Origin of the sequence: Zhongshania sp., from assembly GCF_047636175.1 — a bacterium.
Lineage (GTDB): Bacteria > Pseudomonadota > Gammaproteobacteria > Pseudomonadales > Spongiibacteraceae > Spongiibacter.
In genome coordinates this window covers 22,384-36,303 of record NZ_JBLIKC010000021.1, presented here as the reverse complement: position 1 = coordinate 36,303, position 13,920 = coordinate 22,384, and the positions used below count along the sequence as shown (strand labels likewise).

General features: G+C 46.6%; 13 protein-coding genes. 6 read left to right on the top strand and 7 right to left on the bottom strand.

Translation table 11 applies throughout. From position 1 onward, the window contains the following. Together ACI955_RS12980 and ACI955_RS12975 are read right to left on the bottom strand one after the other, a co-directional pair. Positions 1-663, bottom strand: coding sequence for a hypothetical protein (locus ACI955_RS12980; protein WP_415244170.1), 663 nt, complete (start codon positions 661-663; stop codon positions 1-3). Between the two features lie 80 nt (positions 664-743). After that, complete coding sequence (locus tag ACI955_RS12975; protein ID WP_415244169.1) at positions 744-1,394, bottom strand: hypothetical protein; 651 nt, start codon at positions 1,392-1,394, stop codon at positions 744-746. A 1,416-nt stretch (positions 1,395-2,810) separates the two neighbouring features. Between ACI955_RS12975 and ACI955_RS12970 the strand changes: the two genes are divergently transcribed. Next, complete coding sequence (locus tag ACI955_RS12970) at positions 2,811-3,320, top strand: transglutaminase-like cysteine peptidase (RefSeq protein WP_415244168.1); 510 nt, start codon at positions 2,811-2,813, stop codon at positions 3,318-3,320. Here the strand turns inward: ACI955_RS12970 and ACI955_RS12965 are convergent. The 5 genes from ACI955_RS12965 to ACI955_RS12945 form a co-directional block, all read right to left on the bottom strand. Beyond that, positions 3,309-4,034, bottom strand: a complete 726-nt coding sequence (locus ACI955_RS12965) for a hypothetical protein (RefSeq protein ID WP_415244167.1) — start codon at positions 4,032-4,034, stop codon at positions 3,309-3,311. The genes ACI955_RS12970 and ACI955_RS12965 overlap by 12 nt on opposite strands. A 3-nt stretch (positions 4,035-4,037) precedes the next feature. Next, entirely contained in the window at positions 4,038-4,772 is a 735-nt protein-coding gene (locus ACI955_RS12960; protein WP_415244166.1) for a tyrosine-protein phosphatase, read from the bottom strand. Positions 4,773-4,809: 37 nt separating this feature from the next. Then, a complete protein-coding gene (locus ACI955_RS12955; RefSeq protein WP_415244165.1) occupies positions 4,810-7,074 on the bottom strand; it encodes a GumC family protein in 2,265 nt (754 codons plus the stop codon). Continuing rightward, positions 6,986-7,549 (bottom strand): polysaccharide biosynthesis/export family protein, encoded by a 564-nt coding sequence (locus ACI955_RS12950; RefSeq protein WP_415244164.1) that lies wholly within the window; start codon positions 7,547-7,549, stop codon positions 6,986-6,988. The genes ACI955_RS12955 and ACI955_RS12950 overlap by 89 nt, the downstream gene beginning before the upstream one ends. A 77-nt stretch (positions 7,550-7,626) precedes the next feature. Continuing rightward, positions 7,627-8,811: an outer membrane beta-barrel protein gene (locus tag ACI955_RS12945; protein WP_415244163.1), complete on the bottom strand. Its 1,185-nt coding sequence runs from the start codon at positions 8,809-8,811 to the stop codon at positions 7,627-7,629. 247 nt (positions 8,812-9,058) lie between these two features. Between ACI955_RS12945 and ACI955_RS12940 the strand changes: the two genes are divergently transcribed. The 5 genes from ACI955_RS12940 (at position 9,059) to ACI955_RS12920 (ending at position 13,906) form a co-directional block, all read left to right on the top strand. After that, positions 9,059-9,718: a hypothetical protein gene (locus tag ACI955_RS12940; protein WP_415244162.1), complete on the top strand. Its 660-nt coding sequence runs from the start codon at positions 9,059-9,061 to the stop codon at positions 9,716-9,718. 221 nt (positions 9,719-9,939) lie between these two features. Continuing rightward, positions 9,940-11,238, top strand: coding sequence for a nucleotide sugar dehydrogenase (locus ACI955_RS12935; protein ID WP_415244161.1), 1,299 nt, complete (start codon positions 9,940-9,942; stop codon positions 11,236-11,238). A gap of 15 nt (positions 11,239-11,253) precedes the next feature. Beyond that, positions 11,254-12,204: a Gfo/Idh/MocA family protein gene (locus ACI955_RS12930; RefSeq protein WP_415244160.1), complete on the top strand. Its 951-nt coding sequence runs from the start codon at positions 11,254-11,256 to the stop codon at positions 12,202-12,204. Continuing rightward, positions 12,204-12,791 (top strand): acyltransferase, encoded by a 588-nt coding sequence (locus ACI955_RS12925; RefSeq protein ID WP_415244159.1) that lies wholly within the window; start codon positions 12,204-12,206, stop codon positions 12,789-12,791. Before ACI955_RS12930 ends, ACI955_RS12925 begins: the two co-directional genes overlap by 1 nt. After that, positions 12,791-13,906: a DegT/DnrJ/EryC1/StrS family aminotransferase gene (locus ACI955_RS12920; RefSeq protein ID WP_415244158.1), complete on the top strand. Its 1,116-nt coding sequence runs from the start codon at positions 12,791-12,793 to the stop codon at positions 13,904-13,906. Before ACI955_RS12925 ends, ACI955_RS12920 begins: the two co-directional genes overlap by 1 nt. Positions 13,907-13,920 lie beyond the last annotated feature (14 nt).

Sequence of the window (13,920 nt, the reverse complement as noted above, 5' to 3'; positions counted from 1 at the left end):
TTATTCCTCCTCTAGGGTGACCCAACCAAATTTGCGCAGTTTGGCGGCGCTCACCGTTTGCGAACTGTCTAAGCCCTCTAAGAGCATTTTTTGTCCCGGAACCATAAATTTACCGACTCGGGCTATACGGCCATCTTGCAGTTTAATCGCGTCGATAAAGTCGCCACTGGCGCCGCTGTTGTGCAGCCACAGCTGCGCGTCACTGATCGCAATGCTTAGTGCCGGTCTGGCGCTGGGCGAAATAATGTTAAGGGGGAATGCCTGGCCCACCTCGGCGGTTAGCCCTTCGTTACTGCTGGCGTTGGCTCGGTCGCGACTCAGCTCGGCCTCCAGCACGGTATTAACGCGTATATAATAGTAGTGGGAGCTGTCTTGATTGCCGCGCCACATAGCGCTAATTTTTTGCGTGGCGCCGGGCTCGATGCGGCTGATTCTCGGGTAGAGAATTGCCAAGCCATCGTTACTGGTTGTGTAGACATCGTTGCGATTGGCGAGGTCGAGTTGCACCACAATGGGCAGTTTGCCGCTGTTTTTCAGCGCAAACTGCGCCTGAGTTTTGGGGAATGTTATAGATATCGCGTTATTGGGCACAATTACTTGTGCCTGAACTAAGCTGGTAAACAAACTGAAAATAACGGCGATACAACGTAGATAAATAGACATATAAAATACCCAAGCAGAAAAAAAAGCCCTGGTGCTTGCGCGCCAGGGCTAGAGTTTTAAAAAGTTAAGCTTGCTGAGTATTATTCTTCGCCGTAAATAACGTAAAGCTGCGGGCCTTGTGTACGTGGTGAGACTGACAACTCACCTCGAGGTTGCCCACCTGCAATCAATGTGCCACTAAAAGCCGCCAAGATGCCAGCAACTGCTGGGGCTTTGATTTCGGCAACGGAAAAAACACCCGTGGTTTGCGAGGAGCAAGCAGCGCCTCCGCAGTCGACTGCTGTCAGATTGACCGTGACCCGACCTTCTCCCAGATTGTCCTCGCATGAGGTTTCTTGGCTGAGGCAGCTCGCTGGGTCAGGCTGGAATACGACCGGGTAAGAAGTGCAACTGTTGTCACCGCATCCACCGAGAGGGTTCTGGCTATCGGTATCATTAGTCGAGAATCTGATGAAGGTGTCTGTTTCGGCTGTGGAGCAATCAATGCCTATTTCGTCCGTAGCAACCACGTCGAATCGGAATTCCCCTTCCGCTGAGCCACCGGTATAGGGCGCCCAGTCATCACTATCGCCCTGATAATTAAAGTTTAAGGCCCCGGTAGTGACTCTACAACCTACGGCTGCTGCGTTGCTAATTTCACCGTCAATGCTGACACCGACAGAGTCGGCGCTCGCAGTGGATACGCCAGTGGTTAAGAGGACGGCGAAAAGCCAAATTAATTTCTTGTTCATAATACATTTCCTTGTTTATTGTTATCAAGGGCGCGTCTTGATTGCCCCAGGGGTGTGTTCCATACCACTAATTCTGAGACCTGGTTCACAGGTCTGTGTCTCAATATATTAATAACGTGTCGATGTGTAAAGACATACTTATGTGGTTTTGCGTAAATAGTTCCGATTCCGTCCGGTTGCACGGATAAGAACGATATGTCGAATCGGAAGGTTAAGACAGTTTGGGGCTGGCAGGAGTGTTTAGTACCTCCGCGCGCTATGGCGGCTGCGGGTAACTATCCGGTAATTCCGAATGGATTCCGGTTCCCAATTCCGCGCTTGATGTTAGCTGATTTTCATCTAAGCGAAACAGCATATGTTCACTAAACTGACTCTGGCTATCTTTGTAATAAACCGTGATAGCGGTATTTTCGGTCGTCTCAATCTGATCGGTGAGAGCCTCTCTAGGTTCGATAAATTGTGCCTATGGCGGAGAGCGACGCAGCCCCGAAGGGGGATTGCAGCTCTAAGGCTGAATTGATTAATCCTCGCTCAAGGTATGCGTAGCATATGAGCAAAGCCGGCCTTGTGGGCTAGCACTCATGAGCGTTAGCTGGTTTTGTTAAAATAATAATGAAAAAATTGCTGTGCCCAAGCCGTGCCTAGGCATTGAGAATACCGTGCGTCTATCATGTTTTTTAGAAGTGTATTGGTTCTTTCAATGCTCATAGTTGATCGTAATCCGCGTTACTACGGCTCACTAGATGGCATATTAGCGTGCGTGGCCGGACTTTATTACCTCGTAAGTCACAGAAAGCGTATTGATACGGCCCCCAACCGCAGTGATTGGATTAACCATCTCCTAAGAAAACCACCTAGTTAGAGCCGCATTTTCTGATGAAGCTCCTTCCATTGCCGAGTTGCTGAATTCGGGTACAGTTTTCTGCCGATAGGTATTTGTATTTATCGATTGGTGGATATCCCCAATTATAAGCTTTTACTCAGTTCCATAAGCTAAGCCCTCATTGCATGTTGACGTGTTATTGGGGGGCGAGAAGTGGCTGTTACAAGGATCGTTTTCGAGAAATGCCTACGGACATTAAGCTTGGTAGTACTAATGCCGGTAGCAATGGCTACGTTTACTGGCTGTGCAAATACCCAGGGTACCAATATATACGTGATTGGAGATGAGGCACCTGCTCCATCGGGATACAGTGCAGCAGTTCTAGCCAAGCGAATAGTGCCGCTAGGTTTTGATGGCGTCTAGAGATATTTGGATCTGCAATTCTTCCGGAGATTTGGTAAGTGGATTCTCTATAAAATTTAATCCCCTCATATTTCAATCTAATAAGCCTACTCTGGCCTGGTATTGTCGTTTCATAGCGGTAGTCTACACTTTGTGTTCATGCGATTGTCTACTTAGTGAATAAGTTGAATATGCTAATCACGCGCCGAGAAATTTCACGTTACGCTTTGTTTGTGCCTGCACTGTTGTTACTAGGCTGTGCAAGCCAGCCTACGCCATTTCGCGCGAAAGCTGGGCTTTTAACGCAGGTTCAGGGCTCGCCGGATGATGTAAAGCCGGTCTTGGACGAGGTCCTTCAGCGTGTAAACGATAAATTCCAGTATGATTCTGACTCGTCGACCTATGGCGAGAGCGACTACTGGAATCCCGCGAGCGCGAGCAACGGTTGGCGTGGTGATTGTGAAGATCATGCTTTGCTGTGCCGAGAACTACTGCAAGCCAAGGGGATATACGGCAGTTTGTTGCTAACGTGCTGGACTGAAACTGAGCAATACCACTGCGTTTTGTATATGCAGGGCTGGATTCTCGATGTCCGTTTTACTAGAGTGATGTCAAATACAGATCTTCAAAAAGTGGGATATAAATGGCACAAGGCTGGATTGGAAGATGGCCGCTGGTTCTATGTGAACTTATCTCAATAGCGCTGGTTTTTGGGCTTCTGCGCGGCTACACCATTTTTTAATATAGGCGTATTCAACAACTAGGCGATTGCATATAGCGTTCTCGCGCTCTAGCTGTTCGAGGGAATTGGCGACCAGTCCTGCCGTTTTTGTGCTGCTCGCGAGGCCTCGGTCAATGGATACCATTACTAGCTTTTTACCTCGAGCGGGAAGCATATTCCAAGCAAAGACTCCCGTTTCGGTGATTTTTAGTAATACATCAGGCCGCCATTGCCCGGCGTTGAATGCATTTTGTAAGGCATCTAATGCCTCTTGATCAACGATACCGAGCCGAGTTTTTACCAGGGCGATATCAATCCATGTATATGGCCAGCTTGGCTGAAGTTCTGCTGCATGGCGATAGTCCGTTAAAGCAAGCAGTCGTGACTCTGCCGCAATTGGGTCTCCTATTGGCTTTTTGTAATAGCGCCAGTCATGGATGCGACCACGTGTAATAAAGAGATTTGGATTATCCACCGGATACCAATTAATGGCGCGCTCAATTGCACCGTGAGCAATCAACCAAGCATGCGGTTGCGGCTCATCTTGGCGAAGGCTCCAGTCGCGGATAAAGTGGTTAGCCTGCAGCGAATAGAGTGAAGAGCTTGATATCAGTATGCCTGCTATGAAAGATAATACGCAAAAAAACGCAAGGCTAAGCCAGAGAAAAGTGCGAAGTTTGCGTGCTCTTAACATCGTTTAGTCTGAGCCGGGGAAGTGTGATCTAGCGATTGCCCAGGGAGTATCCACCATGAGCTTTTGTGCTATCGCATTACCTTCGTACTTGCTAACTATGTCGTAGGCTTCCCGAAGAAGCGGCGGTCGCTTTTTGATATGGTGGGCATCAGTTGCAACTACTGTTGCCAGTCCTTCGGCGATAAGCGATAGCGCCATTTTTTCGGCCTTTGGACCAAAATCGCCGGTAACAGATGCGGCGGTTAACTGTAATAAGCAGCCTTGCTCTAGGAGCGGGGTTAGTTGCTCGGGGCGTTCGAGCAAACCCTTGTTTCTTTCTGGGTGAGCGATCATCGGCCGAATTTCATTATCTAGCAGCCATCGGGTTAGCTTCGCGGCGCCGATCGGGAAGTCCCCGTGTGGAAACTCAAGAAGCAGTATCTTGTCACCATACCATTCACCTAAAAATGGTATTTCATCGCGGTCAATAGCACTTAATATTTCTACATCAAACCTGACCTCGGCTGCTGCGCTGATCGCTAAATTGATGTTGTGGTCGTTTAGGGTATTTCGCAAAGTAATACAAGCTTGGGATATGGTTTCGCGGGTGTTGTCGTAGCGACCGAAATGGATGTGTGGCGTGCACACTGCGTGGGTAATTCCGTTATCAACTGCAGCTTTTGCCAAGGCTACAGAGTCCTGCAGTGTTTGCGCGCCGTCATCGATTCCTGGAAGCATATGGCAGTGGATATCAATCATTTATACACCAGGTGGTGATCCGCAATGGCTGGGTTAATTAGTTATGGTAATTCCCGTATCGATGATACTTACTTTTTTTGTCATTCACCTGGCTAAACACGATACCTGAAACTCGCAGCCTGTTTTGCAGCATTTGACCAATGCTTGATTCCACGATCTTTTTAGTCGTAGATTCACTGCGCACCACTTGTAATAATATGTCGGCATTCTTTGCTAACACCATCGCGTCGCTAACGGCCTGTATGGGTGGGGTGTCAATTACAACATAATCAAAGCGGCCGCGCATTTGAGCGATAAACTCTGCAAACTGAGACGATGACAGTAGGTCCAGCGGATTCGGTGGTGCCGCACCCGCACTAATAATGTGTATGCCGTCCTTTTCATACAGGCATTCCTCTATAGTCGCAGTGCCTGTGAGTATATTGGCCAATCCCGGTGAGCCAAGCGGTAAATCGTAGGATTTGCCGAGCACAGGTTGCCGCATATCTGCGTCTATCAAAAGTGTTTCTTTTAACTGTCCAAGTGCAAGCGCTAAATTGCTGGCAATAATACTTTTACCCTCGCCTGGAACAGATGAGGTTATATAAATAAGCTGCTGGCTGTCATTATTGGTTGCCAGCAATGTGCTTGTGCGGAGCCCGCGGATTGACTCAGCAAATACACCTTTTGGTGTGTCAATAAAAGACTTTGTTAATGCCTTCCTTTTTTGGCGTTTTACAAATGGCACCACACCAAAAACCGGTAGATTCAGGTAATCTTCGATCTGTTTAACACTGCTAAATGTATTGCCCATTGCATCAGCTAACAGTGTTATACCGGCGCCGGCCATTAGTGCTAGCAATGCCGATAGCGTCACAATAAGTGCCTTCTTTGGTTTAATTGGGTTGCTTGGCACGGCAGCTGGGTCAACAACCCTCGCATTGGCTGTTTCCATGTCCGTTGTAGCCGAGGTTTCTTTAAGGCGACCGAGAAAGGTATTGTAAAGTGAGCGATTTGTATCAACGTCGAGTTGTAGCTCTCGCAGGGTGAATTCTTTTTTTGCAATGGCTTTAATTTCGTTCCTGTTATCATTGTAAGAGCTACTTAACGATTCCTCATTCGCTCTTGCCAAAAGGTAGTTTTTCTCTATGCTGGAAACAACTTGGGCAACTTGGGTACGTAAACTTTGACTGGCAGATGCTAGCTCTGATTGCGCACTAATCATTGTAGGATGTTTGGGGCCGTAACGGCGAGAAAGCTCTTGAACCTTAGAAATAGCTTTGGCTTGCTCGGCTTTGAATTGTTGAACCCCTAGGTTACTAAGTACTGCCGGGACAGAGCTAAGTCTTTCTAGATCATCCCGGTGAATCTGGCCAACCTGCTGGAATTGACTTTGAGAGCTAGCAAGTTCCTTTCTGGCGTCTGTGAGGCGGCTGCTGATGCTACTTAGTGTATCGGCAGACAAGGTCGTTATGCCTTCTAGGTCCACGAGATTTTCTTTTTCTCGGTATGATTGCAAGCGGCGTTCAGAATTTTTAAGTTTGTCCTTGAGATCAATAAGGCGTTCTGACATCCACGACGTTGCCGTTTCACGCATGCTGAGCCGAGCATCAAGCTGACCGCTAATGTAATTATTTGCGATGCTATCGGCCACCCGCGCGGCTATGTTCGCGTTGGCCATGTCAACATGAATTCTGACCAACTGTGTTTTTGCGATTGGCGATATTGTCACCTGCCGCTGGAGCGCTTTGAGCGCAAAATCGATTTGTTCATCTGGAGTCGGCGGTGCGGCGAGGTCACTAGGTTTTATGAAAGGTAAGTACTCACTTAACTTCAGTGATTTAATAAGAGAGCCGAGATTGAAGGCGTTTTTCGATTCCATTGTGAAATCTGGTTGTTTAGTCAATCCAGTCTTGGTGACAACCGTCTTTAATAGTTCACGGCTTTCTAGAAGGGCAAATTGTGTAGACAAATATTCCCCTCTTGAGGTGTCTAGGCCAAATAGCTCTTCTGCGGATGCAATTTTGTTTTTAGTGGGTTCAATCAGCAGTGTTGTAGTTGCTCTAAAAATCGGCTGTACGGATAAAACAGCGAGTGTCGCCAGCATGGCTACTGCTATCGTTAAAAAAAGAATACTCCATTTTGCCTGCTTTAGTACCTCCCAGATATGGGAAAGATCAAGTTGATTGGCAACGATGGGACGTTGATTGTTTGATTGATTATTCATAGGTCGCTTAAAAAAAGCTCTCGTCAACGGTGACAATATCGCCAGGGTAGATGTTGGAATCCAGTGAACTTCGAACAGGCGTTCTTTTGCTGTCACTGTCTCGAATGATATAAAACTTGCTACGAGACGCGCGTTCCGTAAAGCCCCCGGATATTGCGATAGCTTTACGTAATGTTAATCCGGGGGTGAAGGGATAGCCCCCAGGCCGTTTTACTTCACCATTCACAAAAAACGACCGATATTCAAGAATCCGCACGGTTACTTTAGGGTCTATTAGGTAGTCACCCAATAAGCTGGTTTTAATTGTTGTTTCAACTTCCGCGCTTGTTAAACCCTTGGCTCGAACTTCGCGTAAAAAGGGGTATGAGAACGTTCCTGCATCGGTTAATCGGATTTCTGCGAAACTTAAGTCGGGCTCCCCAAACACCTGCACGCTGATTAAGTCTCCCGCACCAAGTCGATAAATTGAATCTAGGCTCTTGTCTGTTGTTTGTGGGGATCCTTGGGCTAAAATAGGTGCTGCGGCAGCTAACGATAAACAAATCAGCATATAGGATAAAAGTCTTTGCATCGTTTCTGTTTCAGATCCAAGGTTGAGAACGTGGGGTAGGAGGCTAGCGAATGATTACAGCAACCTCCGAGTATTCCTTAAATGGCAAGGGTCACGTTAATTTCCACTATATTGCTATCGAACTCTTCTATTGGAGAGTTTGATTCACGCTCTTTTCGGCTGTATTTTCCGCTAATTTCCACATTCCGGTTCATTTTATAGATTAGGGCTGCCGCCGCAGTATTAGTGTCGTCTTCTCGTCCATTGAATACTTTGCCCTTATAATCTTCGCTGACTGAATTGTAGCTTAGCAGGGATTCAAATTGGTAGGACCAGTCATGGGTCCAGCTGAGAGTGGTGTTTGTCGTTTCAACGACATCGGATCTCACGCTACCTTCGGCAGCTCCTTTGCCGGTTGTAAGGTTAATTCGAGAGTAGCTCCTTGGCTGCCACGTAATATTTATATCCCACGCCGGCTCTGAGGTATCTTGTGCGCTGTCGCTATCGAAGTTTTTGTCTTCTTGGCCGACGCGAATGTAGCTGCTTGTTCTAGCCGTTGCGTCCCAGATTACCCCTGCATAGTATTTTGTGGCGTTATTGTTTAGCAGACTTTCTGCGTCTTTGTACTCAAAGTCAGTGCGTATAACTTCGAGTAAGATTCTAGTCTTGGGGGCAACCCGGACATAAAAAGTGCCGCCTTGGCTAATCATGTCGCGCTCTTTAAGTCTGTTTTGGGAAGATGTATTAAGGTTGTTTGAATAGCTAAGATTACTGGCGCCGAGATTTAGCTCAAACTGAGCGCGGGCAGAATCGGAGCCGAGCCGATACAGGCCGGCTAAATTCGTAAAGCGTGATCTATCACCGACTTCTTCATCGGTGGCAGCTCGGTTGATACTAGTTCTGATGTTTTGCTTCTCAATATAGTCGAAGGATAACGATGCGTTGTTACTGGCATCAAGGGCAAATTGGCTGCCTAGCAGGAGTTCGTGATCTGTATGGTTGTCTTTAGAGTCATACTCATAGGACTCATTGGTCAGTGTGTAAGCGCCGTCGAATGTGACCTTTGATCCGCCTACTTTAAACAAGAACGCGGGCTGAACAATGGCTATCGCCGACGAGTCCCTAGGCTGAGATTTCGGGTCTTGGGAGATATTGTCATCGTGGCGAGCACCGAGCGTAAGTAGCGACAGAAAATGGTCACCTTCCTCTAATTCAATGCCTGCGTTTGTTGCTGAGCAAAGGGTTGCAAGCAGTGCTGCGCAGCCTATAATGCTGTTCTTCATTATTGCTTTCCCGTTATTTTGTGTTTTGATTCGCCTTCAATGTAAGCGAGGCGTTAAGCGCTCAGCCAGCTTGAATCTTAAGAAATACGAATTTCCGCGCATCAAAGATTGTTTCACAGTGTAATGCATTCGTATCGTAGCTTCTATAGAATAGGCATCTCTCGGCATTTTACGCCATAAGTAATTCGATTAATCCATGAGTATGTATTGATCGCGCGTCTATCACGATGTGATTTTGGAGGCAGAAATGAGAAGAATAATTAGGAGCCTAGCAGCTGTGTGGGCTTTTTGTGCCGTTGGTGTCTGGTTTTCATCTGTCGCTATTGCTGATCAGACGGCTGTGACGGCATTAAACCAGGCCGGAATCGTCTTGGCAGACGAGGAATATTTCGCGTTGTTACAGGCAGTGCCTGCACAAATCGGTCCTGTTGCCGCTGGCTTGTTTGCAAAAAGACCGTACGTCGATGCTGAACTAGTTGCAAATGTAGTAGGCGCACTGGTTGCGGAGTATCCCGATTATGCCGTTGCAATTACTGAATCGCTAGTGAAAGCGCTTCCGGCAATGGCGCCGGTAATTGTTGCAGCTGCCGTTAAGACGGCGCCTTTGCAGGTAGCTGAAATTGTCGCTGCTGCAGTCGCCGCTGCGCCAAACTACGCACGCTCAATCGTGGCTGCTGCTGTGGCCGTGCGCCCGCAAATGGCTGAGCAGATTGTGCAGGCAGCGGTTAAAGCTGCTCCTGAACAAAGTGTAGCAATCAATTCAGGCGCGAGCGACGGTCGCAGGCAGGCTGCGAGTGAAGGTGGTGATCAGACTGCTAGCGGCCCATCTGAAACGACGCCCGGTAATAATCAGACCAATGACGGCGGGAGCGGTGGGGATACTAATTCTTCAGCAAGCCCGAGTTAAAATTAGTTTTACTTATCCGTTGGCTGGAATTCAGTCTAGCTGACTTGAGTTCAGAAGTTGGTTCGCCAAAACATCCTTTCTCTCAAAAGTTTATGCTGGTTTTGCTTCGTCAGTAGTTTTCGGACTGCTGCTATCTGGCGTGATTTCATAGTAATGCGTTCAATATTACCGATTTAACTTTTATCGATAAAAGATCTTTATATGGCGGAATTATAAATTTAATGGACATATTGACAAAGATAAAAAATAAAGACGCTGTTATTGGTGTTCTTGGTCTTGGCTATGTAGGTCTGCCACTTGCTTTACGCTACTCCGAAGTTGGCTTTAAAGTTTTGGGGTTTGATGTGGATCAAGGGAAAGTGGATTCTTTAGCTCTTGGTGAATCCTATATCGCGCATATTGCCGGAGCAGCTGTCGCAAGTGCGTGCGCTAACGGACTTAACGCGACCACTGATTTTTCACGGGCTGCGGAGGTGGACGCGCTGATCATTTGTGTCCCAACGCCACTAAACACCTATAGAGAGCCAGACTTAAGCTACGTTATAGATACCATAGAGTCTGTCATACCGTATTTACGTCAGGGCCAAATTATTAGTCTCGAATCCACCACCTATCCCGGTACAACGGAAGAAGAAATACAAACGCGAGTTGAAAAAGCGGGATTCAAGGTTGGTGAAGATGTATACATTATCTACTCACCTGAGCGTGAGGATCCAGGGAATAAGTCATTTAGCACCCATTCAATTCCTAAAGTATGTGGCGGTATAACGCCTGCATGTTTGGAGGTAGGGGTCGCCCTTTATGGAGAAGTAATTGACCAAGTGGTTCCTGTTTCAAGTACTAAGGTGGCGGAACTTACTAAGCTTTTAGAAAATATACATCGAGCCGTAAATATTGGTTTAGTAAATGAGATGAAGATGGTAGCCGACAGGATGGGGATAGATATCTTTGAGGTTATAGATGCCGCAGCTACAAAGCCTTTTGGGTTTACGCCTTTTTACCCAGGCCCGGGTCTAGGTGGTCATTGTATTCCGATAGATCCTTTTTACCTCACATGGAAAGCTCGTGAGTACGGTATGCACACTCGTTTTATTGAACTTTCGGGTGAGGTAAATAGTGCTATGCCTGAATATGTGGTTAGTAAATTGGTCGATGGCTTAAATGAGGCGGGTAAATCCCTAAAGGGCAGCAAGATTTTAGTGCTTGGGATTGCCTACAAAAAGAATGTTGGCGATATGCGAGAGTCGCCAGCGGTACAGATAATGCAAATGATTCAGAATAAAGGCGCTCATGTTGCGTATTGCGATCCCCATGTTCCAGTTTTTCCGAAGATGAGGAAGTATGAATTTAATCTTAAAAGTGTGAGGCTAGATAAAGAGTCACTAGAAATTTACGATGCCGTCGTTATAGCTACCAATCATGATTGCTTTGATTACGATTTAATAAAAGAAAAATCACTTCTTATTGTGGATAGTCGAGGACAGTATCGTGAGTTTGCTAATAATATTATTAAGGCTTGAGTGGAGTTTCTGTAAATGAAAAGATTTGCGCTGATAGGTGCTGCTGGCTATATAGCTCCTCGACATATGCAGGCCATAAAAGCTACGGGAAACGATCTTATTGCCGCCTTTGATCCTAATGACTCGGTGGGAGTTATTGATAGTCACTTTCCGGATGCTGATTTTTTTACCGAGTTTGAACGCTTCGATCGTCATATAGATAAGCTACGTCGAGAAACCGGCAGAAAAATGATCGACTACATGTCAATCTGTTCACCAAACTACTTGCATGATTCACATATGCGATTCGCACTGCGATCTGGTGCTGATGCCATATGTGAAAAGCCGCTGGTATTGAATTCGTGGAATATCGATGGCCTGTTAGATATTGAAAAGTCGACGGGAAAAAAAGTCAATACAATATTGCAGTTAAGGGTGCATCCCGCCATTGTTTCATTGAAAGAAAAGGTCCGGTCTGAAAATAGTAATGGTAAGTATGATGTGGATTTGACTTACATAACGTCGCGCGGCCATTGGTATTTTCAGTCTTGGAAGGGAGATGAAAAAAAATCTGGGGGAATAGCCACTAATATTGGCGTACACTTTTTTGATATGCTGCACTTCATTTTTGGTGAGCTGCAAGAAAATGTCCTACATCATTCTACTGATGCAACGGCATCTGGCTTCTTAGAGTATGAGAAGGCTAGAGTGAGGTGGTTTCTTTCGGTAGATAATAGTTATGTGCCAGAAGAGGCAAAAGCTAAAGGGCTGCGTACATTCAGATCCATTACGGTCGATGGTGAGGAAATCGAGTTTTCAGGTGGATTCGCGGATCTCCATAACTTAAGTTACCAGCGGATCTTGGCGGGTGAAGGATTTGGTCTTGAAGAGAATCGAGTTGCAATAGAAACAGTTTCTGCGATAAGGAATGCGTCACCGATCGGTGTTAAAGGTGACTACCACCCCTTTCTAGCGGATACAATTTAATGAGTACTGATGTGCAGATACAAAGCTCCGCAATTGTCGATGATGGCGCTATCATTGGTGAGGGCAGTAAAATTTGGCATTTTGTGCATGTTTGTAGCGGTGCGCGAATAGGAAGTAAGGTCTCGCTCGGTCAAAACGTATTTATCGGTAATCAAGTCGTTGTAGGTGACGGCTGTAAAATACAGAACAATGTATCGATATACGATGGTGTGACGCTGGAAGAGGGCGTGTTTTGTGGCCCAAGTATGGTTTTTACTAACGTTTATAACCCAAGGTCTTTAATAGAGCGGAAAAATGAGTATCGGCCTACTCTAGTTAAAACTGGCGCAACGCTGGGCGCAAATTGCACGATTGTTTGCGGAGTAGTAATTGGTCAGTTCGCGTTTGTCGCTGCCGGTGCGGTTGTTAACAAAGATGTACCTGCTTACGCATTAGTTGCTGGAGTGCCCGGAAGACACATCGGGTGGATGAGTGCTTATGGCGAACAACTCGACTTGCCGTTGAGTGGTGAGGCCGCGGTGAAATGTAAATATTCCGGCGAGCGCTATTTGTTAAATGGAAATAGTCTTGAACGGCTGGAAAGTTAATGGAATTTATAGACCTTGCTGCGCAGCAGAAAGTAATTAAAAGAAGTTTAGACGCCGGAATTGCACGCGTTCTCGCCCATGGTAGGTATATTTTGGGCCCAGAAGTTGATGAGTTGGAAGCGCGACTCGCCGAATACACCGGCGCCAAATATTGCATTACTTGTGCAAATGGTACAGATGCGCTTCAGATAGCTCAGATGGCGCTTGGTATCGGTGCTGGCGATGAAGTCATAACTCCCGGCTTTGGTTACATTGCCGCCGCTGAAACTATCGCCCTATTATCTGCGAAGCCAGTTTATGTAGACGTAGATGAGCGGACATACAATTTAGACCCGGCAAAGCTTGAGGCGGCTATCACCTCACGAACAAAGGCGATCATGCCAATATCGTTATTTGGGCAATGCGCAGACTACGATGAAATTAATAGGATTGCTAACAAATATAATATACCGGTAATTGAAGACGCAGCTCAGAGCTTTGGTGCGGTATATAAGGGGCGAAAATCCTGCAATTTAACCACCGTGGCAATAACGTCATTTTTCCCAAGTAAACCCTTAGGTTGCTATGGCGATGGCGGAGCAATATTTACCAATGATGAAGGGCTTGCAACGAAACTGCGACAGATTGCTCGCCATGGGCAGGATCGTTTATACAATCATGTTCACGTAGGGTTAAACAGTCGGCTCGATACAATTCAGGCTGCCGTGTTACTTTCAAAACTGGAAGTCTTTAATGAGGAGTTGGAGCGAAGGAGTGCTGTAGCCGAATCCTATTCAGACGCCATCAGAGATGCTCAAATGAACTTGGGGGTGGCTGAGGGCGCCGTTATCTCGTTACCTAACATCGAGAGCTGGAATACGTCAGTGTACGCGCAGTTTACCTTGCGAGTTAGTGATCGGGATGCCGTGAGGTCGCGGCTTCAGAGTTACAATATACCAACGGCAATTCATTACCCTGTCCCAATTTATCAACAACCTTCAGTCTGTGATGCCAAATATATATTACCCGTATGTGATCAGGTGTCTCGCGAGGTAATAAGTCTTCCGATGCATCCTTATTTAGAGCTGGCGGAAATTAAATATGTTGCGTCTAAATTAGGTTGGCGTGGTAGTTAATTGAGCTCTTACTT

Coding starts and splice junctions, on each gene's coding strand:
- ACI955_RS12980 (WP_415244170.1), bottom strand. CDS start 663: ATGTCTATTTATCTACGTTGTATCGCCGTTATTTTCAGTTTGTTTACC.
- ACI955_RS12960 (WP_415244166.1), bottom strand. CDS start 4,772: ATGATTGATATCCACTGCCATATGCTTCCAGGAATCGATGACGGCGCG.
- ACI955_RS12935 (WP_415244161.1), top strand. CDS start 9,940: ATGGACATATTGACAAAGATAAAAAATAAAGACGCTGTTATTGGTGTT.
- ACI955_RS12930 (WP_415244160.1), top strand. CDS start 11,254: ATGAAAAGATTTGCGCTGATAGGTGCTGCTGGCTATATAGCTCCTCGA.
- ACI955_RS12925 (WP_415244159.1), top strand. CDS start 12,204: ATGAGTACTGATGTGCAGATACAAAGCTCCGCAATTGTCGATGATGGC.
- ACI955_RS12975 (WP_415244169.1), bottom strand. CDS start 1,394: ATGAACAAGAAATTAATTTGGCTTTTCGCCGTCCTCTTAACCACTGGC.
- ACI955_RS12940 (WP_415244162.1), top strand. CDS start 9,059: ATGAGAAGAATAATTAGGAGCCTAGCAGCTGTGTGGGCTTTTTGTGCC.
- ACI955_RS12950 (WP_415244164.1), bottom strand. CDS start 7,549: ATGCAAAGACTTTTATCCTATATGCTGATTTGTTTATCGTTAGCTGCC.
- ACI955_RS12920 (WP_415244158.1), top strand. CDS start 12,791: ATGGAATTTATAGACCTTGCTGCGCAGCAGAAAGTAATTAAAAGAAGT.
- ACI955_RS12945 (WP_415244163.1), bottom strand. CDS start 8,811: ATGAAGAACAGCATTATAGGCTGCGCAGCACTGCTTGCAACCCTTTGC.
- ACI955_RS12970 (WP_415244168.1), top strand. CDS start 2,811: ATGCTAATCACGCGCCGAGAAATTTCACGTTACGCTTTGTTTGTGCCT.
- ACI955_RS12965 (WP_415244167.1), bottom strand. CDS start 4,034: ATGTTAAGAGCACGCAAACTTCGCACTTTTCTCTGGCTTAGCCTTGCG.